This window comes from Streptomyces albireticuli (assembly GCF_002192455.1).
Lineage (GTDB): Bacteria > Actinomycetota > Actinomycetes > Streptomycetales > Streptomycetaceae > Streptomyces > Streptomyces albireticuli_B.
Genome location: NZ_CP021744.1, coordinates 709,851 through 729,646, shown reverse-complemented (window position 1 = coordinate 729,646; position 19,796 = coordinate 709,851). Strand labels below are relative to the sequence as shown.

The following is a 19,796-nucleotide window of genomic DNA, read 5'->3' as shown; positions in this document are numbered from 1 at the left end:
GTACACGCAGAGCGGCCGCGTACTCCCCGCGGGGGAGCGCGACCGACCCCGGCCGTACGACGACGGACGGGCCCGTCGCGACGAGGCTCGGTGGTGCAAGGGAAACACCCTCACCACCGAGGAGCTGACACCTCATGAACACCCTCGCGTACACCGCGGCCGACGGCGGCCCCGGTCCCTGGATCCTCTTCTTCCCGCTGATCTGGGCGGCCGTCGTGATCGGCGTCATCGTCCTCCTGCGCCGCACGGTGTGGCGCGGTCGCACCTCCTGCCAGGGCCGGGCGGCGCCTCCCGGACCCTCGCCGACGGCCCTCCTGGGCGGCCGGTACGCCGCGGGCGAGATCGACGAGGACGAGTACCGGCGCCGGATGGCCGTACTGGAGAAGGACTTCGGCACTCACACGGGAGGCACGAGAGCGAAATAGCGGTCGAGCGCGCGCCGGTCGCCCGTCACGTCGAGCCGCTCCGCGGGGATCCGCTGCCACAGGAACAGCAGCAGGTCCGAGGCGGTCCCCGCCACCTCGACGTCGCGGGGTCCGGCGCCGCCGGCGGTCCGCACGTCGTCCCCGTCGAAGGACACGGTCCACTCTCCGGGGCCGTCGGTCCGCCGGAACCCGAACCGCTCGCCCGCGCCCGCCGGGACGCTCTTCCAGGTCCGCCGGGCCGGCACGAACACCTCGAAGTTGTGGCCGACGGCGTCCGCCGCGAAGTCCGCCTCCAGGGGGCGGGCCGTGCCGAGCGCCCGCTCGGCGTCCCAGCGGTGCACCGACGCCTCGACGGCCTGCACCCGCCGCCAGAACCCGACCGTCCGCTCCCCGGACCACGTCCACGCCCACGCGTCCGGTGCACGGTCTCCCAGCACCGACTCCAGGGCGCCGGCCCCGGCCGCGAACCAGTCGGACAGACTTGCGGGCACCGGGCCTTGATGGGGAGCGTTCTCGGGAAGCGGCCAGTCGTGGGTGTCCGCGGGCAGACCGAGATAGGAGAGGTCCGAGGGGTCCGGCGGGCCGTCGAGCCGCCGCGTCACGATATGGGCCACGGCCCGGTGGACACTGCCCAGATGGACGACCAGGTCGGCCACCGACCAGCCGGGGCAGGAGGGGACCAGGGGCGATCCGCCCGCGTCGGCCGCGCGCCGTACCGCCGCCTCGAACGCCAGGACTTCACGGTGGAATACGGAGAGGTGGTCCACGGCCTCACTCTGCCACGCGGCGCCGCCCGGGGCGGTGCGATCGGCCGGGAGCCCTTGGCATCTACGCCACCGGACCGTGGCGCGCGGGCGCGTACCGGAGGCGTGCGGGGACGTGCGTCCCTGCGCGGTGGGGCCCGGGACCCGGCCCGCCCGGCGGGCGGCGCGTCCGACGTGTCGCGCGCCGTCGCGGCCGTTGCGTGCCGCTCCCGCGAGGGTGGGTGGGGTGACCGGGTGGGGGTGCGCCCGCCGGGCGGCTCAGCCGGGGACGGGGGAGCGGCCGCCGAGCGACGCCGTCCGGAGAGCCGCCGCGGGCTTCTCGAAGACGGACTCGTCGAGCGCGGGCAACCGGGTGACGGACTGTTCGAACGTGACGGCGCGGTCGGCCTGCGTGCGCCGGGCCGCGGGCGTACCGGGCACGGCGAGCGTGAACCACACGACCTTCCCGCCGTCGTGCCGCTCCTGCACCCCCCAGCTGGCGCTGACGGCGGCGATCAGGGCCAGGCCACGCCCGTGCGTGCTCCCGGTGTCGGCGTCCCCGAGGCGCGGCAGCCGGGGGTCGTGGTCCCGCACCGAGACCGTGAGCTGGTCCAGGACGAGGTCGATCTCCACGGTGCAGCGTTTGTCGGGTTCCGCGTGCCGGTGCACGTTGGTCAGGAGCTCGGTGACGCCGAGCGCGGCGGTGTCGATGAGGGGATCGAGATGCCAGTAACGGAGCTGCGCAGATACGATTCTGCGGACCTGGCCGATCCGCGGCGGCAGAGCCTGGAGCTCTACGGTGCAGTGCTTGTTCGGTCGACTGATCACGGCTGCGACTCCCTGAAGAAGTAGGGCTAGCCTGATGCAGATAGGCGTTCTGGCACGCGCCGGGTCCGGTCCAACGGCGGTGGCGGCTGAGCCGGTCGGCGGAACACTGATCCGGAGTGTAATCGCCGCTCTACCCTCGGTGATGCCGATACGAGTCAAGGGTCGGTTCTCACCGCCACATGCGCAACTCCTACGCCTTCAGCCCCGCGCATCGCTGTCGCGCGCGGAGCGGACCGCCTCCAGGAACCGCCGGACCGCCGAGGGCCCCGGTTCCTCGGCCGCACCGTCCCGGCCGCCCAGGGTGAGGACGTAGCGTGTGCCGTTCACCCGTGCCCGCGCCCGGTCCCGGGCGGCGAACCACGGTTTGCTCGCGTGGACCGCGTCCAGCGGAGCGCTGTCTATCTCCCGGCCGTAGCTCGTCAGCAGCTCCAGCCTGCCGTCCTTGATCTTCACCTGACCGGCCCTGGTGAGAGAGCGCAGAGCCCGCTCGATCCGCACCCCGGTCGCGTTGAACTCCGGCTCCGCCACGGCAACCGCCTCCCCGGCCGAATCGTGTGCCTGGTGCGCAGTCTGCCTGTGAGGCGGCTCACGCACCAGTGCCCATTTATGATCGAAACGTCCGGGTGCTCCCGTATGAGCCAGGACGAACTGCGTGAGGAGCGTCGTGAACAGCACCGTGCGCGCGGGCGGCTCCGCCGGCCCCACCCCCACCCTCGACATCGACCGCAGCGACCCCGCCCACCGGGCCTGGCTGGCCGAGGCGGTCCGGAAGGTGCAGGCCGACGCGAACCGTTCGGCCGACACCCACCTGCTGCGCTTCCCCCTGCCGCAGGAGTGGGGCATCGACCTCTACCTCAAGGACGAGTCCACCCACCCCACCGGCAGCCTCAAGCACCGCCTCGCCCGCTCACTCTTCCTCTACGGCCTGTGCAACGGCTGGATCCGCCCCGACGCCCCCGTCGTGGAGGCCTCCAGCGGCTCCACCGCCGTCTCCGAGGCCTACTTCGCCGCCCTGATCGGCGTCCCCTTCGTCGCCGTCATGCCCCGCACCACCAGCCGGGAGAAATGCCGGCTGATCCAGGCCCAGGGCGCCCGCTGCCACTTCGTCGACGACCCCCGGACGATGTACGCCGAGGCGGCCGCCCTCGCCGAGCGGACCGGCGGCCACTACATGGACCAGTTCACCTACGCCGAACGGGCCACGGACTGGCGCGGCAACAACAACATCGCCGAGTCGATCTACCAGCAGCTGCGCCTCGAACGCCACCCGGTGCCCGCCTGGATCGTCGCCACCGCCGGCACCGGTGGCACCTCCGCGACCCTCGCCCGCTATGTGCGCTACATGCAGCACGACACCCACATCTGCGTCGCCGACCCCGAGAACTCCTGCTTCTTCGACGGCTGGCGGGACCACGACCCCACCGCGACGAGCGACCGCGGCTCACGCATCGAGGGCATCGGCCGGCCCCGCATGGAGCCCAGCTTCGTGGCCGGCGCGATCGACCGGATGATGAAGGTCCCGGACGCCGCGAGCGTCGCGGCCGTACGGGCCCTGGACGCGGCCATCGGCCGTAAGGCGGGCGGCTCCAGCGGCACCGGCCTCTGGAGCGCGCTGAAGATCGTCGCCGAACTCGCCGACCAGGGCCGTCAGGGCAGCGTCGTCACCCTCATCTGCGACCCCGGGGAGCGCTACCTCGACAAGTACTACTCCGACGCCTGGCTCGCCGAGCAGGGCCTGGACATCGCGCCGTACACCGCGGCCATCACCACCTTCCTGGCGACCGGCCACTGGCCCGGCTGACACCTCCCGCGAGGCGGTACGGGCACCCCGGCCGGCGTCCCTGGCGGCCCCGCCGTCCACGCCTAGAGGTCCGCGGTCTCGCCGAAGCCGTCCGCCACCACCAGCTCCGGCAGCCGCTCGGCGATCTCCCGGCGCGCCGCCGGCGGCAGCCCCGCGTCCGTGACCAGGGCGTCCACCTCGTCGAGCGTGGCGAAGGAACTCAGCGCCACCGTCCCCCATTTGGTGTGGTCCGCCAGGACCACCACCCGGCGCGCCGCCCGCACGAAATGCCGGTTGGTCTCCGCCTCCGCCAGATTCGGCGTCGACAGCCCCGCCTCGGCGGAGATCCCGTGCACCCCGATGAACAGCACGTCGAAGTGCAGCGAGCGGATCGCGGCGTCCGCCACCGGCCCGACCAGCGTGTCCGAGGGTGTCCGCACCCCGCCCGTGAGCACCACCGTCGCCGCGCCCGGCCGCGCCGCGGGCCCCGTCGACGACACGGAACGCTGCGCCGTGTGGAACACGTCGGCGGCCCGCACCGAATTCGTCACCACCGTCAGGTCCGGGACGTCGACCAGCCGCTGCGCCAGCGCGAACACCGTCGTCCCGCCGGCCAGGGCGATCGCGCCGCCCCGCGCGGCCATCCGCGCCGCCGCCCGCGCGATGTCCTCCTTCGCCGCCAGCTCCAGGGCCGACTTGGCCTCGAAGCCGGGTTCGTGGGCCGTCGCCTCCGTGACCGGCACCGCGCCGCCGTGCACCTTCTCCACGACGCCCTGCCTGGCCAGGGCGTCGAGATCCCGGCGGACCGTCATGTCCGAGACGTTCAGTCTGCGCGTCAGCTCGTTGACCCGCACGCCGCCGCGCCGCCGGACCTCGTCCAGGATCAGGGCGCGCCGCTGCTCCGCGAGGAGGTTCTGGTTGTCGCTCACCCGGGCCGTCCTCTCCGGTCAGCCGCCGACAGCTGTGCCAGCTCATCTTCCCACGCACGTAAGGCAGATGATCGGCTTCGTTCAACTCTCATCACGATTGCGCCTCGTTCGGCGCCGCGCGCGCATTGTCAGTGCCTCCTGGGACGATTCTTGAAGTGAGGGACCACACCGGGATCGGGGGACGCGGTGGCAGCACAGGAACAGCCGGCGACGGCACCAGGACTCGCTCTCGAACTGCTCGTGCACGGCGTCGGCGGCGCCACTCCGGAGACCATGCTGGGCGATCCGCGCACCGAGCGCGTCACCGGCGACGACATCGCGGGCATCCACCGCCGCACCGACGACCTCGACGCCGAGGCCCGCCCGCGCGAGCCGCGCGACGGGCCCGTCCGCGAGGCCTATGTGTGGTCCAACCTCACCTCGGGGAACGGCTCGCGCGCCCTCTGGCTCGTCCTGCTGCCCTTCATGATCGTCAATCTCGCCCACTGGATGCGCCCCGCCGCCGACGCCCGCACCCGCGCGTCGCGGGCCTACGGCGTGCTGGTCCGCCTCGTCGCCCTCAGCCTCACCGTCCTGCTCACCGCCGCGATCTGCGAGGTCACCCTCGACCTGACGGCCTGGCAGTGCGCGGGCACCCGCGCGTGCTCCTCGGGCAAGGCGTGGCTCGGCTTCATGTCCTCCGCCAGGGACGGCTGGTGGAGCCAGCCCGGCCGGCGGCTCGCCCTGGCCGCCGTCGTGCCCGCCGCCCTCACCGGCCTGCTGTGGTTCCTCTCCCACCGCACCTGGAGCGCCTACGAGACCCAGCCGCCCGCCGGTTCCGCCCCCGACGACAGTGAGCTCCGCACGGGCGGCGGCCCGGCCCTGCGGCTGCCCGGCTTCTGGTACGGCCGGCGCATCGTCGCCCGCCTGCGCGCCGCGCACACCGCGGCCGCCCTGCTGACCGTCGCCGCCGTCCTCACCCAGGCCGCCACCCGTCACGACCGCGCGCCCGGTGGCAGCCCGGCCCTGGACGTCACCGGCTGGGCCCTCGTCACCGCCCTGTCGGCCGCCGGAGCCCTCACGCTCGTCACCGTCTGCCGCCGCGGCCGCCACGAGACCGCCCCCGACGGGAGGACCGACCGCGCCGCCGTCCGGGCGCTGCCCGCCGCGGCCCTCGCCCTGCTGGTGCTCGCCGTCCTGCACGCCGCCTGGAGCCGCCCCCGCTGGGTCTCCTCCGGCATGCTCCCCGGTGACCGCCTCTTCGGCGCCGTCGGCCTCACGCAGATCCTCCTGGCCGTCCTCCTGGCCGTCGTCGCCCGCCGCCTCCACCGCGCCGAGCCCGTCGAGCGGGCACCGCTGGCCGGGCTCGCCGGCCCCGTCGTCGCCACGCTCGCCTGTGCCCTCGGCGGCCTCATGACCGCGGGCGTCGCCCAGCGGGCCGCGGACTGGCTCGACGGCCGCGCCACCCCCGGCATGGGCGGCAGCCCGATCGCCGGCCCCCCGGTCGTCCTGTCCTGGCAGGCCGCCGCCATACCCCCGCTGCTCGCCGCCCTGCTCCTGCTGGCGCTTTACCTCGCCGTGCGCGCCATGCGGGTCCGCCGCGCGCTGCTGCGCACCGTCCCCGGCGACTACCCCGGCGAGGAGCCCGACCGGGCCCGTACGAGCGCCATCGCGGGCGCCGTCGCCCGCGCCGGGCTCACCGACTCCGCCCCCTGGGTCGCCGGCACCGCGGCCGGGCTCACCCTCCTCCTCGGCGGTGGCGCCCTCGCCGGCGCCTGGGCCACCGGTGACGTACCCGGCCGCGCCGCCCACGGCACGCCCGAAGCCGTCGAGAGCTGCGCCCAGACCGCCCAGGCACTCGGCTCCTGGTGCGTCGGCCTCGGCTTCGTCCTCCTGCTCACCTGGGGCCGGCGCGCCTACCGCGATCCCGCCGCGCGCCGCACCGTCGGCATCCTCTGGGACGTCGGCACCTTCTGGCCCCGCGCCGCCCACCCCTTCGCCCCGCCCTGCTACGCCGAGCGCGCCGTCCCCGACCTCACCTGGCGGATGCGCACATGGACCGAGCGCACGGGCGGCAGGCTCGTCATCTCCGGCCACTCCCAGGGCAGCGTCCTCGCGGCCGCCGCCGTCTGGCAGCTCGACCGCGGGACCCGTGCGCGGGTCGCCCTGCTCACCCACGGCTCGCCCCTGGAGCGCCTCTACGGCCGCTGGTTCCCCGCCTACTTCGGGCCCGCGCAGCTCACGGCGCTGCACCACGACCTTCGGTGCTGGCGCAATCTGTGGCGCCGTACCGACCCCATCGGCGGCCCCGTCCGCCTCCCTCCCGGCGAGGCCGGCGACACCGCCCGCCGCGTCGACCGGGGCCCTCTCAAGGACCCCCTGGCCTACGGGCGCACGCCCGAGCACCCGCTGCCCGCCCCCGTCCTCTGCCACTCCCGCTACCAGGCCGACCCGGCCTTCGCCGAGGAGCGCACGGCGCTGCTGGCCGAGCTGGCCGCCTGGATACCCGCTCAGGGCAGCTCGGGCAGGTCCTCCGGGTAGAGCAGCGTCAGCTCGTCCGTGCTCGGCGCGGACAGCTGCGCCACCCGGCCCGCGTGGTGCTCGACCATCGATTCGAAGGTCTGCCGGGCGGTCCGGCCGTTGCCGAAGGCCGGGCCCTTGGGGATCTCCGTGAAGTACTTCAGCAGGGCGTCCGCCGCTCCCTCGCCGAGCCGGTACTCCTGCTCGACCGCCTGCTGCTCCACGATCCGCAGCAGCTCGTCCGGCGCGTAGTCGGTGAAGGTGATGGTCCGTGAGAAGCGCGAGGCCACACCCGGGTTGACGGTCAGGAAGCGCTGCATCTCCGCGGTGTAGCCGGCGACGATCACCACGACCGCGTCCCGGTGGTCCTCCATCAGCTTCACCAGCGTGTCGATGGCCTCCCGGCCGAAGTCCCGCCCGGAGTCCTCGGGCGACAGGGCGTACGCCTCGTCGATGAAGAGGACGCCGCCGCGCGCCCGGTCGAAGGCCTCCTGGGTACGGATCGCCGTCGACCCGATGTGCTCGCCCACCAGGTCCACCCGGGAGACCTCCACCAGGTGCCCGCTCTCCAGCACCCCCAGCGAGGCGAGGATCTCGCCGTAGAGCCGCGCCACCGTGGTCTTGCCGGTGCCGGGGGAGCCGGTGAAGACCAGGTGCCGGCGCACGGACGCCGCCTTGAGCCCCGCCTCCTGCCGCCGCCGCCCGACCTCGATCATGTCCGTGAGCGCCCGCACCTCGCGCTTGACGCTCTCCAGACCCACCAGGGCGTCCAGCTCGCCGAGCACCGTCGCCGCCGGGCGCCCGGTCTCACGGGCGGCCGGCACGGCGTCGTCGGGGGAGCGCTGGAGGGGTACCCCGACCGACAGCACCGGCGTCGGGGGAGCCGGCGGCGCCTCCACCACCGGGGCGCCGAGGGCCCGCCCCCGCGACAGCGAGGCCCCGGCCGTGGCGATCGCGCCCTCGTCGCTCGTACAGCCCTCGCTCACGGTGCCGGCCTCGGCGAACTCGTAGCCGCCGCGCGCGCACCGCTCCGTGCGGCACCGGCTCAGCGTCGAACGGCAGCCGTCGATGACGTGGAAGCCGTAGCCGCCGCTGCCCGTCACCCGGCAGTCGTGGAAGGTGCCCCGGCCGCCCGCCGACACATAGAAGCCCGCCTCGGCGGGCGAACTGACCGTGCAGCGCTCGACGGTGGGATCCGCGCCCTTGGTGACGATGACGCCCGTGGCCGCCGCGTCGATGGTGCAGTCCGTCATCACGCCGCCGCTGCCGTGGTCGCGGAACCACGCGCCCGTACCGGCCTGCCGGATCCGGCAGTCGTCGAGGCGGGCCGTCGCGCCGTCACTCACCGACACGGCGGTGTTCCGGACCTGCGCGAGATCGCTGTCGACCACCTCGACGGCGGACCCCCGGTCCAGCACGAACAGGGCGTCCGGCACCTCGCGCACCCGGCAGGCGCCCAGCACGGCGGTCGCGCCGTCGCTCACCCAGACGGCCGGATAGTCGCCCGTGCTCTCGTGGATGTCGCACCGGTCGGCCTCCACGCGGGTGCCGGGGTCCCACACGGACAGGCCGTTGCGCCCGAAGCGGCGCACCGCCGTGCGCGTCATCGACAGGACCGAACGGGAGCGCAGGTCCACCCCGTTCTCCGGGACGTCGTGGATCTCGCAGTCCATCAGCGAGAGCACCGCGTCGGTGTCCAGGGTCACGCCGTCGCCCGAGGTGCGGTGCACCTGGCAGTCGGTCAGATGCCCGGCCGCGCGGGCGGTCACCTGCACCCCCGTGCCCCTGATCTCGTAGACCTCGCAGCCGATCGCCTCCAGGGCGCTGCCCTCGCCGGTGACGGACAGCCCCGCGCCCGAGGACTGGTGCACCCGGCAGCGCTCGAACCGCGGGTGGGCGCCACCGCGCACGGTGACCCCCGACTGCCCGGCGGCCACCACCTCGCAGTCCTCGAAGAAGCCGCCCGAGCCGTCCAGCACGCTGATCCCGATGCCGCCGGGGTTGTCGACCGTGCAGCGGCGCACCGTGGGCCGGGAGCCCCCGCGCACCTCGATGCCCGCCGCGGACCGGGTGGTGATCCGCAGATCGGCCAGCTCCGGGGCACCGTCCTCGACGAGCAGCGCGGGCGCCGCGGCGTCCTGCCCCTCGATGTGGAGGTCCAGCAGTGCCGCCGACGCCCGCACGGTCAGGGCGACGCCCTCCGTCGGGGCGATCCGCACCGAGCCGCGCGTGCCCTCGCTGCCGCGCAGGGTGACGGCGCGCGTGACCACCAGATTCTCGCGGTAGGTGCCCGGCGCGACGGACAGGACGTCGCCGTCGGCCGACGCCTCCAGGGCCGAGGCCAGGGAGTCGTACTCCCCCGTGCGCCGTCGCCACCGCGACGTACCGCTGTGCGTCACCTGGACCGAGCCCTGTGCCATGGTGCTGCTCTGCCCCCACCTCGTGCGTGCGTTCACCGGCACGATACGTACCGGCCGGACCACCGTAGCGCGCGCGGGCCACGGGAGTTGACCGGTCAGCTCCCCGCGTCCGCGCGACCCCAGGTGTGGGCGGCCTGCCGCCAGGAGCGGTCCCAGTCGGCGTACCGCCGTCGGGTGAGCCTCCAGACGACCACCCTGCGGCACCCTTCGATCAGCCCCGCGGCGCCCGCGCCGGCGCCGGCACCGGCGAGGACCGCGTGGACGGTGGCGGTGCCCCGGTCCATGGGGCGGCCCGCGACCCGCCCCTGGTCGTCCGTCCACAGCCGGAAGCGGTGGCCGGGGTCGGCGGCGTCGCGGACGGCGACCACGCCGGAGAGCCGCTCGCCCTCCGGGCCCGGCCAGCGGGCGATCACCCGGAGGTGCCCCTCGCGTTCGGTCGCGGCCTCGCGGTCCGTCCCGGTGGGCCGGCTCCGCAGGGTGCGCAGCGCCGTGGCGGTCACGAGGTGGCGGTGCCGCTGCTGTTCGCGGACCGTCTCCCGCAGCGCCTTGTGCGCGAGCGTCCCCGTCGCCCAGCCGACGGCCGTGCCGGCCAGCAGCATCAGGGCCACGGCGGCCACGCAGATCCATGCCTCCAGGGCGTCGGTACGGCGGCGCAGCGGATTGCGCCGCCATCGCCATGCCCACCTCGTCGCGCGCACCACGCTCACCCCCTTCCGCGTTCCGTAGATACCTCACACAGGGCATCGCATGCGGATGAAGACGGCGGAGAGAGCAAAATCACCCCCTCCGGATGCCGTTCGGGGCGGCGCGTTGACGGGTGGCGTGCGGTGACGGGGCGGCAGGGGCGTGCGGAGCGCTCGTTTCCCGAGGGGTTCGGACGCCGGATCCGGAGGCCGGTCCCGGAAGGTCCGGGCGCGGGAGCCGGCTCTCAGAGGTCCGGGCTCAGGAGGCCCGGGCCAGGATCTCGACGGGGTCGCCCACGCGCAGCACCCCGGTGCGCTCGGGGATGAGGTTCATGCCGAACACCGCGCCGTTGCCTATCCGGTGGTGCCGGACGAGCGTGCGCAGCGGCTCCTTGCCCCGTACGGCCGTGAGCTGGTCGGTCGTGGTGACGACGCAGCGCTTGCTGGGCTTGACGGCCCGGAAGGTGACCTCGCCGATCCGGACGCGCCGCCAGCCGTCCTCGGCCCAGGGCTCGGTGCCCGCGATCACCACGTTCGGCCGGAACCGGTTCATGGGCAGCGGGCCCTCCGCCGCGTGATCGCCCTCGGCGATCAGGGAGTTGAGGGCGTCCAGCGAGCCGAGCGTGGCGGCCAGCAGCGGAAAGCCGTCGGCGAAGCTCACGGTCTCGCCCGGCAGGGAGTACTCGGGATCGATCCCGCGCCGGACCGCCGGGTCGTCCATGTGCAGGAGGCGGGCCGGGCACTCCAGGAAGTCGCTCACCCACGCGTCCGCCGCCGGCCCGGCGGGCACGGCCTCGATCTTGTCCCGGAACACCTGCACCGTGACCGTGCCGCCCTGCTCGGCGACGTCGGGCACGGGGACGTCGAGCGGCTCGGAGCCCGGCGCGTGGAGCCGGATCCCGCCGGCCGCCGAGGGCCGCGCCGAGGCCAACGCGAGTCTCGGCCGCTGCCGTTGGGTGATCTGCGCACCGCTCTCGTCGGTGACCAGCCACCGCCGGTCCCCGGCGAGCCCCCAGGGCTCCACGGCCGCCTCGGCGGGCGCGCACCCGGCCATGGACTTGACGGGGTAGTAGTGGACCGAGGTCAGCGCTGGCGTGGACATGCTGCCATCCTGCCACCGCGCCCCGTTGATCGGATGATTCCCCCCTCGCCCGCCCCGGCCCCCCGGCACCCGGCGTGGCCCGGCCGTCCGGCCGGGTCGGCGAGGCTCAGTAGCCGCCCTGCTGCGGGGGGTACGGGCGGTTGTACGGATCCTCGTACTGCGCGGGGGCGGGGCGGGGTGCCACGGGCCGCATCGCGTCGTACCCGGCCGGGCCGGCGGGACCGGCGGCCGCGGGGCGCGGCTGCTGCTGGTACTGCTGGGGGCCGGTGTAGCGCGGCGCCTGCTGCGGGATGTAGGGCGCCGGGGCCTGCTGGAGGCCGGCGGGCTGCTGGCCGTTCCCGGCCGGGTAGCCGTACTGCTGGCCGGGGGCGGCGTAGCCGTTCTGCGGCGCCTGCGGCTGCGGCGCGGCCGACGGGCCGGAGGGCAGCGCCGGCAGGGCGGGCAGCTGGCTCCCGCCGTCGTACGGGGACGACACCCGGATGGGTGCGATCTGCGGGGTGCCCCGCTCCGCGACAAGGCTGTCGTAGATGGGGGTGTCCGGGAACGACGGCGTGGCGTAGTAGCCACCGCCGTAGGTGCTGCGGGGGGAGGTCATAGCGCATAAGTTAAGCCCTTTCCCCGGCCCGGTCTACGCCGAGGTCGCCGCAACCCCTTTCTGACCTGCAAAGACGCAGGTCAGGACAGAAACGACAGGTAGGGACACATCCATACGAGCGGGTGATCCGGTCACCGCTTTTCGGCGTGTCGCACGACCTGTTCGCACCTTTTCCGACGATGTGCCCGGCGGTGAACTGGCGGTCCGTCAGGTGGCGCCGGAGGCGGCCGGGGAGCGGGCCGCCTCCGCCGGGGTCGCCGGGTGCCGGGTGCGGTCGGGGGCGGCCGGGGTCAGGCGGTGCGCTCCTCCTCGCGCTCCCCGCTCCACCCGGTGTGGAACGAGCCCTCGCGGTCGACACGCCGGTAGGTGTGCGCCCCGAAGAAGTCGCGCTGCCCCTGCGTCAGCGCGGCGGGCAGCCGCTCGGCGCGCAGCGCGTCGTAGTACGCGAGGGCGGCGGAGAACCCGGGCGTGGGCACGCCGTGGGTGACGGCCGTGGTGACGACCGAGCGCCAGGCGTCCTGGGCCCGGCCGACCTCCTCCGCGAAGCCCTTGTCGGCCAGCAGGGTGGGGAGGGCCGGGTCGGCGGCGAAGGCGCTCCGGATGCGGTCCAGGAACGCGGCCCGGATGATGCAGCCGCCCCGCCAGATGGCGGCCGTCGCGCCCAGGTCGATGTCCCAGCCGTACTCGGCGCTCGCGGCGCTGATCATGTTCCAGCCCTGGGCGTACGAGACGACCTTCGACGCGTACAGCGCCTCCTCGACCCGCGCGGCGAAGGCCTCCGCCTCGTCGGCGGAGAGGCTCTCGCGCCGCGGCCCGGGCAGTCCCCGGGCCGCCTCGCGGAGATCGCGGTGACCGGACACCGAGCGGGCGAACACGGCCTCGGCGATGCCGGACACCGGGGTCCCGAGGTCCAGCGCGGTCTGCACCGTCCACCGGCCGGTGCCCTTCTGCTCGGCCTCGTCGGCCACCACGTCCACGAAGGGCCGCCCGGTGTCCGCGTCGGTGTGGGCGAGCACCTCCGCGGTGATCTCGATGAGGTACGAGTCCAGGCGCCCGGCGTTCCAGCCGCGGAAGGTCTCGGCGATCCGGGCCGGCTCGAACCCGGCGACGTTGCGCAGCAGGTCGTAGGCCTCGGCGATGAGCTGCATGTCGGCGTACTCGATGCCGTTGTGCACCATCTTGACGAAGTGTCCGGCGCCGTCGGGTCCGACGTGGGTGCAGCAGGGCGTGCCGTCCTTCGCCTTCGCGGCGATGGATTCGAGGAGCGGGCCGAGGGAGTTGTAGGACTCCTCCGATCCGCCGGGCATGATGGCGGGCCCGTTGAGCGCGCCTTCTTCACCACCGGAGATACCGGCGCCGACGAAGTGGATGCCTTTCTCTCGGAGTGCCTTTTCACGGCGGCGGGTGTCGGCGAAGTGGGCGTTGCCGCCGTCGATGATGACGTCGCCGGGCTCCAGGAGGACGGCGAACTCGTCGATGACGGCGTCGGTGGGGTCGCCCGCCTTGACCATGACGATGATGCGGCGCGGCTTCTGGAGGGCGGCGACGAACTCCTCGGCGGACTCGGCCGGGACGAAGTCGCCCTCGTGGCCGTGCTGGTCGACGAGCGCCTTCGTCTTGGCGTAGGTGCGGTTGTGGAGGGCGACGGTGTGCCCGTGCCGGGCGAAGTTGCGGGCGAGGTTGCTGCCCATGACGGCGAGCCCGGTGACACCGATCTGCGCGGTGGCCTTGGGGGAGGGGGTGCTGGGCATTGCGGGGATCCACTCCTGTCACGTGCGTCGGTGAGGCTGTGCGTAAGGCTTGTGCGAGGCGGCAACGCCGGCGGGTGTCGAGCTCTTCCCGCCGGGATGCCGGGCATCACCTGGTCATCGTGGCACGGGCGTGGGGAGGCGGGCGGGAGTGCGCTGAGGTGACCTCGATCTTGTCACCTTGCTCTTTGACGGAGGCGGCCGCAGTCGGGGCCCGATTGTGTGACTCGGACAAGTGTGGGCTCCGGGTGGGCGGTCACTGGATCGGAGTGCCGGGGGCGAGAGGGGCGCGGTCCTACAGCTGATGGAGCGTCAAGACATCCGGCCGCCAGGCCGTGGAATCCACGACGCAGGCCGTGGTACGGCCCCGCTGTGTGCGTGACTCTTTGAACTCCGTCTTCAGGCTCCGGGTGGCATCACCCGCCATGTGGCGGGGTGATCACCCCGCCGACCGGCGGAATTCCATGGTGGTGAGGCCGGTTCCGGGGCACGTCACGCGGGCTCTCGGGCCGGCCGGCAGCACTCCCGTGCTTGCCACCGGCGGCCGTCCGCTGACTGCCGAAGTCGTGGTCCGGTCGGGGAACGCCGGTTCGATGTCTCCTATATCCTGGAACGGCACCCTGGACTGTAGGAACGGAGGATTCGACCATGCCTGGGCCTGATGTCACGGTCATCATCGCCGCGTACAACGCCATGCCGTACGTGACCGGTAGCGTCACCTCTGTTCTCGACCAGTCCCTGGGAGCGGACCGGATCGAGCTGATCGCGGTCGACGACGGTTCCACGGACGGTACGGCGGAGGAGCTGGACCGGCTGGCGGAGCGCGCGCCGCTGATGCATGTGATCCATCAGCCGAACTCCGGTGGCCCGGCGGGTCCGCGCAACCTCGGACTCGACCGCGCCGCCGGACGCTACGTCTATTTCCTCGACGCGGATGACCGCATCGGCCCCGAGGCCCTTGAGCGCATGGTCGCGGCGGCCGACGAGAACGGCTCCGACGTCGTCCTCGGGCGGATCGTGGGGGAGGGCGGGCGCCGCGCACCCCGGTCGATGTTCAAGCGGGACCAGCCCAGGACCGATGTGTTCTCCTCCAGGGTCTACTGGACCCTCAACCCCATGAAGCTGTTCCGTCGCGAGCTGATCGACCGGCTCCGGCTCCGCTTCGACACGGGCCTGTCGATCGGCGAGGACCAGCCGTTCGTCGCCACCGCCTACCTTGAGGCCGCCGCGATATCCGTCGTCGCCGACTACGACTGCCTTTACTGGGTCGCGCGCGAGGACGGCAACAACATCACCGCGCAGGAGCACGGCACACGGATGCGGATGGATCTCTTCCGCACGATGGCCGAGCTCGTCGCCGACCGGGTACCGGCCGGCCCCGACCGCGACGCGCTGATGCACCGGCACTTCGCCGTCGAGCTGCGGGACGCCGTGCTCCAGCTGAGTCGTGAACCCCGGCGTGACGTCCAGGAGAAGCTGCTGCACGAGCTGGCCGACCTGGTCGCGCTCTACTGGACCGACGGCCTGGCCGCCCGCCTGCCCGCCGTGGTCCGCCTGCGCTGCCACCTCATAGGCCGTGCGCTTCTCGACGAACTCCTCACCCTTGTCCACTGGGAGCTCGACCGAGGTGCCGCCAGCTACGGCATCACCACCCTCGCCGCCACGGCCACGACCCTTCCGGAGATCCAGGTCGAAGGCGGCCGTGCCTACGCCCTTTACCCCTACTTCCGCGACAGCACGCTGAACATCCCCGACGACTGCTACGACCTCACGGCCGAGCTGGGCGTCCGCCACCGCGTCGACTCCGCGGTGCTCGACGCCACCCGGCTGCGCCTCACGGGTCACGCCTACATCCACCGAATAGCCACGCGTGATGTCACCACGGAGCTCGTCCTCCGCAAGCGCGGCACGGATACGGAGCGTCGCCTCGCGGTCCGCCACACCCCTGCTCCGGGTATCGACAAGGACAGCGACCTCCACGACTACAGCGCGGCGGGGTACGAAGCGGCGATCGAGCTCGCGCCGTTGACGGCCGGTCTCTGGGACATCTCGCTCGCTGTGGGCGCCCAGGGCATCGTGAAGGAGGCCCGCCTCGGCAGCGGCCGCGCGGAGGCGGTGACCACGGCGACCACCATGCTCGTCACGGACGAGGGGACCGCGGTCGCCCTCTACACCACCAAGCCTTACGGCAATCTGACGCTGGACGTGGGCGAGACACGGCACCGCGTCACGCCGCGCCTGCGGGTCACCGGCGCACAGTGGTCGACCGAGACCCCGGCCACCCTCGTCGTGAACGGACGTTGCACGCTGAACGGTTGGCCTCTCGGCGCACTCACCGTGCGTGCCAAGGGGGCGGAAGGCGTCGAACGGGCAGTGCCCGTCGAGCCCTCGTCCGCCAAGGGCGCGTTCACGGCCCAGGTGCCCTGCGCGACCGCCGGGGAGTGGGAGCTGACCCTCCGCCTCGCCGTGGAGGGCAAGGAGTGGTCGGTTCCCGTGCCCGCGCAGCCCTCGCTGAAGCCCGCCCGCTGGCGGCGGTTCGGTATGCCGTGGTACGCCAAGCCGCTGGCGGGGCGTGACGTGCTGACCTTGCGGGTGGGGCGGGTGGAGTTGCTGAAGGCGGCGCGAGCGCGGTTGAAACGGCGTTAGCCTCCGGGGCGGACGGCCCGCGAAGGGCCACCCCCGGGGAGACACGGCGCCGCTTGCCGCCCCTGCCGCCTCGCCCGCCACGGGCATCGGGCACCATGGGGGCATGAGCGTAGTGAAGATCAACGTCCTGACGGTCCCCGCCGACCAGCGCGAGCTCCTGGAGAAGCGGTTCGCGGCGCGAGCCGGCCTCGTGGAGGGCGCGGACGGGTTCGAGTGGTTCGAGCTGCTGCGGCCCGTGGACGGGACGGACGACTACTTCGTCTACACCCGCTGGCGCAGCGAGGAGGACTACCAGAACTGGTTCAACGGCACGATGCGGCAGGGGCACCAGGGCGGCGGCGACGGCGAGCGGCCGAAGCCGGCGGCCACGGGGTCGAAGCTGATGGCCTTCGAGGTCGTCCAGCACGCGACGCCCGGGAACGACTGACGCCCCGGGCCGGCGGGGTCACCGCGCCGCCGCGCCGTGACCCCGTCCCTCTCCGGGGCCGGGACGGCCCGCCGGCACCGCCGTGCTCACAGCCAGCCCAGCCGCGCCGCCTTCAGGCCCGCCTCGAAGCGGCTGCGGGCGCCGAGGCGGTCCATCAGGGAGGCCATCGTGCGGCGGGCGGTGCGCGGTGAGACATGGAGCTGCCGGGCGGCGGACTCGTCCGTGTGCCCCTGGGCGATGTAGGCGAGCAGCGCGCGTTCGTGGTCGGACAGGGAGTGGGCGGTCCCGTCACCGGGAGGCCCCAGCGGAGCGGCCCGTTCCCAGGTCTGCTCGAAGAGGGCGAGGAGCGGGGCCAGCAGGGCCGGGCCGGACAGGCACAGGGCGCCCCGGCGGGTGTCCTCCGGATCGAGGGGGATCAGCGCCGTCGCCCCGTCGACCAGGACCATCCGCGGCGGCAGGCTCGCCGCGGTGCGGAACTCGCCGCGCTGCCCGGTCAGCCACCGCGCGTAGCCCAGGGTCGCGGTGTCCTCGCGGGCCCCCTCCGGGCCGATCACGCGGATCGCCACCCCGCGCTCCAGTGCCTGCCCGTCGTTGTGCCGGGCGGCCCGCAGCACCGCCGCCGACCGAGGGCCTCCGGGCATGAACGTCAGCACCTCGCGGACCGCGTCGCGGGTCAGCTCCTGGAGCCGCCGCCGCACCGCGTCCATGCCCTCCAGCCGCTCGACGCCGTCGCCGGGGGAGGGGCGGGCGCCCGTACCGGCGAACAGGCGGAGGAACGAGGCCTGGCTGTCGGCCATCTGCCGCTGCCGTTCGATCAGTTCGGCGTGCTGCCGGGCCAGCAGCCGCTGGAGGCCCATGGCCGGTTCCACCGCCAGGAAGCGGCCGGGCGCCTCGAAGGACTCCTGGACCAGCCGCAGCTCGAACAGCTTGTCCAGACAGGCGCGTACACGGCCGGGGGTGGTCGCCAGCCGGACCGCGATCTCCTCGACCCCCAGGGCCGGGGACTCCAGCATCTCGCGGTAGACCGCCTCGTCCGTCGTCTCCAGACCGAGTGCCACCAACATGCGTACCCCTTCCTCGTGCGACAAGCACCCCCGTGCCGGTCAGTCTGCGCGGGCCCGGTCAACAGCGGATCAACACGCGGGGGACGCCGCTCCGGGCGCCCGTTCCGCGCCGCCGGCACATGGCACAAACCGGCCTGGACGGTTTGGACCGGCCCGAACCGCTTCCCCCGGCCCGGGGTGACCGACCAGGATGGTGACCACCGGGACGGCGCGGAAGCGCCGGCGACCCGAACGGCTCCGGCAGCACCGCCGGCCGGCCCGGCGGCTCCGGCAGCCCGGCCGGCCCGACCAGACAAGGCGTCTCCCATGGCAGTCCGCACCCGCGTCCCCGGCAGACCGGCCGCTCCGGCCACCGCCGTCCGGCAGACCCCGGCCCTCCGGCCGGGTACGAGCGCTGTGATCCGGGACTGACGCGCGCCTTCCGACCATGCGAATGACCGTCATCACCCTGGCCGCCACCGGCACCAGGGCCTGTCAAGTGCTCGACGGAGCACAGGTGACCGACGTGCTGTGGCTCGCGGCGGTCGCCGAGGACCGCCTGGAGCACATCAGCATCCGCTGCTCTCCCGGCCGCCTCCACCTGGGGATCTTCACCGCGGCACCCCCGAGGCGGTCGCCGGGGCCGCCGCCCTGGGCATCTGCCGCCGCGCACTGGCCATGTCCCCGCTCCTGCGCGACTGGAGCGTCCACGCCGTCCGCCCCGAATAGGACCGGTGCCCCACCCGTTCCCGCCAGACCGACCCGACCCGGAGACCCCCCATGTCCGAACAGCGGCAGCCGGCCCGTACGGCCCGGCCCCGGCATCATCTGACGCGCCGTCCGGCACCCGCCGCCGGCCTCCGCCACCGCGCCACGGGCGGGCACCGGTGAACCTCCACTGGTCCGTCGGGCCCGGCCGGCCCGCCACCCTCGTGGCCCCCACCAGCCCGGCGTCGAGGAGGCCCTGCACTGGCTGGCCGCCGCGCACGACGCGCTCCGCGCCGGTCTGCGCGAGCACGGCGCCGTGTACATCCGCGGCCTGCCCGTGCACAGCGTGGAGACGTTCGCACAGGTCAGGGACGTGCTCATACCTCAGCGCACCCCGCGCCTGGAGACGGTCACGCCCGGCGGCGACCTCGGCCACGGCCTCCACTCCGCCACGAACCTCCCGGCCGGCGAGCCGATCCGGACGCACAACGAGGACAGCTACGCCCCCACCTTCCCCGGACTGCTGCTCTTCGGCTGCCTGAGCGCACCCGAGCAGGGCGGCGCCACCCCGGTCGCCGACTGCCGGACCGTGCTGCGCTACCTCCCCTCGCACCTGGTCGAGCGGATGCGGACGCACGGCTGGCTGCTCACCCGCACGTACTCCGACCGCCTCTCGGCCGACTGGCGGACCGCGTTCGCCACCGACTCCCCGGCCGAGGTGGAGCGCCGCTGCGCCGAGGACCTCGTCTCCTGCGACTGGCGCCCCGACGGCAGCCTCCGCACCCGGGGCCTGCGCCCCGGCGTCGTCCGGCACCCGGAGACCGGCGAGGAGGTGTGGTTCAACCACATGGCGTTCTGGAACGAGTGGGCGCTGGACGAGAAGGTCCGCGAGATCCTCGTCGACGAGCTCGGCCACGGCGGGCTGCCCTTCAACACGGGCTTCGGCGACGGCCTCCCCCTCACCCGGGGCGAGCTCTACACCATCAGCGCCGCCTACGAGGCCGCCACCGTCCGCCGCGCTTGGGAGCCGGGCGACCTGATGCTCGTCGACAACATCCGCAGCGCGCACGGCCGCGACCCCTTCCGCGGCGACCGCCGGATCGTGGTCGCCACGGGCGCCCCCACGACCTTCGCCGACTGCCGGGCCACCGTGGCGCCCGCCGCCGCGCCCCTCCCGGTACCGATGAGGATGGTGGCGTGACGACGAGGAGCCGGCACGC

General features: G+C 73.9%; 16 protein-coding genes. 6 read left to right on the top strand and 10 right to left on the bottom strand.

Annotated elements, in window-relative coordinates:
* The first annotated feature begins 134 nt into the window (after positions 1-134).
* Positions 135-425, top strand: coding sequence for an SHOCT domain-containing protein (locus SMD11_RS03155; protein ID WP_087924956.1), 291 nt, complete (start codon positions 135-137; stop codon positions 423-425).
* On the opposite strand, the gene SMD11_RS03150 is transcribed toward SMD11_RS03155, so the two are convergent.
* The 3 genes from SMD11_RS03150 to SMD11_RS03140 form a co-directional block, all read right to left on the bottom strand.
* Positions 398-1,192 (bottom strand): maleylpyruvate isomerase family mycothiol-dependent enzyme, encoded by a 795-nt coding sequence (locus tag SMD11_RS03150; RefSeq protein WP_087924955.1) that lies wholly within the window; start codon positions 1,190-1,192, stop codon positions 398-400. The genes SMD11_RS03155 and SMD11_RS03150 overlap by 28 nt on opposite strands.
* A gap of 255 nt (positions 1,193-1,447) precedes the next feature.
* Positions 1,448-1,996: an ATP-binding protein gene (locus tag SMD11_RS03145; protein ID WP_087924954.1), complete on the bottom strand. Its 549-nt coding sequence runs from the start codon at positions 1,994-1,996 to the stop codon at positions 1,448-1,450.
* 198 nt (positions 1,997-2,194) lie between these two features.
* Positions 2,195-2,524: a hypothetical protein gene (locus SMD11_RS03140; protein ID WP_087924953.1), complete on the bottom strand. Its 330-nt coding sequence runs from the start codon at positions 2,522-2,524 to the stop codon at positions 2,195-2,197.
* A 136-nt stretch (positions 2,525-2,660) separates the two neighbouring features.
* On the opposite strand from SMD11_RS03140, the gene SMD11_RS03135 reads away from it, so the two are divergent.
* Positions 2,661-3,797 (top strand): PLP-dependent cysteine synthase family protein, encoded by a 1,137-nt coding sequence (locus SMD11_RS03135; protein WP_324614681.1) that lies wholly within the window; start codon positions 2,661-2,663, stop codon positions 3,795-3,797.
* A 62-nt stretch (positions 3,798-3,859) separates the two neighbouring features.
* Here the strand turns inward: SMD11_RS03135 and SMD11_RS03130 are convergent, their stop codons facing one another.
* On the bottom strand, positions 3,860-4,705 hold the full coding sequence (locus SMD11_RS03130; RefSeq protein WP_087924952.1) for a DeoR/GlpR family DNA-binding transcription regulator: 846 nt from the start codon (positions 4,703-4,705) through the stop codon (positions 3,860-3,862).
* Positions 4,706-4,891: 186 nt separating this feature from the next.
* On the opposite strand from SMD11_RS03130, the gene SMD11_RS03125 reads away from it, so the two are divergent.
* Positions 4,892-7,225: a hypothetical protein gene (locus SMD11_RS03125; RefSeq protein ID WP_087924951.1), complete on the top strand. Its 2,334-nt coding sequence runs from the start codon at positions 4,892-4,894 to the stop codon at positions 7,223-7,225.
* On the opposite strand, the gene SMD11_RS03120 is transcribed toward SMD11_RS03125, so the two are convergent.
* The 5 genes from SMD11_RS03120 to gndA all read right to left on the bottom strand — a co-directional run bounded on the left by SMD11_RS03120 (position 7,195) and on the right by gndA (position 13,755).
* Positions 7,195-9,624: a right-handed parallel beta-helix repeat-containing protein gene (locus SMD11_RS03120; RefSeq protein WP_087924950.1), complete on the bottom strand. Its 2,430-nt coding sequence runs from the start codon at positions 9,622-9,624 to the stop codon at positions 7,195-7,197. The two genes, SMD11_RS03125 and SMD11_RS03120, sit on opposite strands and share 31 nt — an antisense overlap.
* 95 nt (positions 9,625-9,719) lie before the next feature.
* The gene (locus SMD11_RS03115; protein ID WP_234365868.1) at positions 9,720-10,325 is read right to left on the bottom strand and encodes a hypothetical protein; all 606 of its coding nucleotides are present in this window, start codon (positions 10,323-10,325) and stop codon (positions 9,720-9,722) included.
* A gap of 241 nt (positions 10,326-10,566) precedes the next feature.
* Positions 10,567-11,409, bottom strand: a complete 843-nt coding sequence (locus tag SMD11_RS03110; protein ID WP_087924948.1) for an MOSC domain-containing protein — start codon at positions 11,407-11,409, stop codon at positions 10,567-10,569.
* Between the two features lie 106 nt (positions 11,410-11,515).
* Positions 11,516-12,004 carry a DUF6643 family protein gene (locus SMD11_RS03105; protein ID WP_087924947.1) on the bottom strand — a complete coding sequence of 163 codons (489 nt, stop codon included), beginning with the start codon at positions 12,002-12,004 and terminating at the stop codon, positions 11,516-11,518.
* 290 nt (positions 12,005-12,294) lie between these two features.
* A complete protein-coding gene (gene gndA / locus SMD11_RS03100; RefSeq protein ID WP_087924946.1) occupies positions 12,295-13,755 on the bottom strand; it encodes an NADP-dependent phosphogluconate dehydrogenase in 1,461 nt (486 codons plus the stop codon).
* Between the two features lie 645 nt (positions 13,756-14,400).
* Between gndA and SMD11_RS03095 the strand changes: the two genes are divergently transcribed.
* Both SMD11_RS03095 and SMD11_RS03090 read left to right on the top strand, forming a co-directional pair.
* Positions 14,401-16,398, top strand: a complete 1,998-nt coding sequence (locus tag SMD11_RS03095; protein WP_087924945.1) for a glycosyltransferase family 2 protein — start codon at positions 14,401-14,403, stop codon at positions 16,396-16,398.
* Positions 16,399-16,501: 103 nt separating this feature from the next.
* Complete coding sequence (locus SMD11_RS03090; protein ID WP_087924944.1) at positions 16,502-16,825, top strand: antibiotic biosynthesis monooxygenase family protein; 324 nt, start codon at positions 16,502-16,504, stop codon at positions 16,823-16,825.
* 86 nt (positions 16,826-16,911) lie between these two features.
* On the opposite strand, the gene SMD11_RS03085 is transcribed toward SMD11_RS03090, so the two are convergent.
* Entirely contained in the window at positions 16,912-17,889 is a 978-nt protein-coding gene (locus tag SMD11_RS03085) for a helix-turn-helix transcriptional regulator (protein ID WP_087924943.1), read from the bottom strand.
* A gap of 1,003 nt (positions 17,890-18,892) precedes the next feature.
* Here SMD11_RS03085 and SMD11_RS03080 point away from each other — a divergent pair.
* On the top strand, positions 18,893-19,777 hold the full coding sequence (locus tag SMD11_RS03080) for a TauD/TfdA family dioxygenase (RefSeq protein WP_234365867.1): 885 nt from the start codon (positions 18,893-18,895) through the stop codon (positions 19,775-19,777).
* Positions 19,778-19,796: the final 19 nt, after the last annotated feature.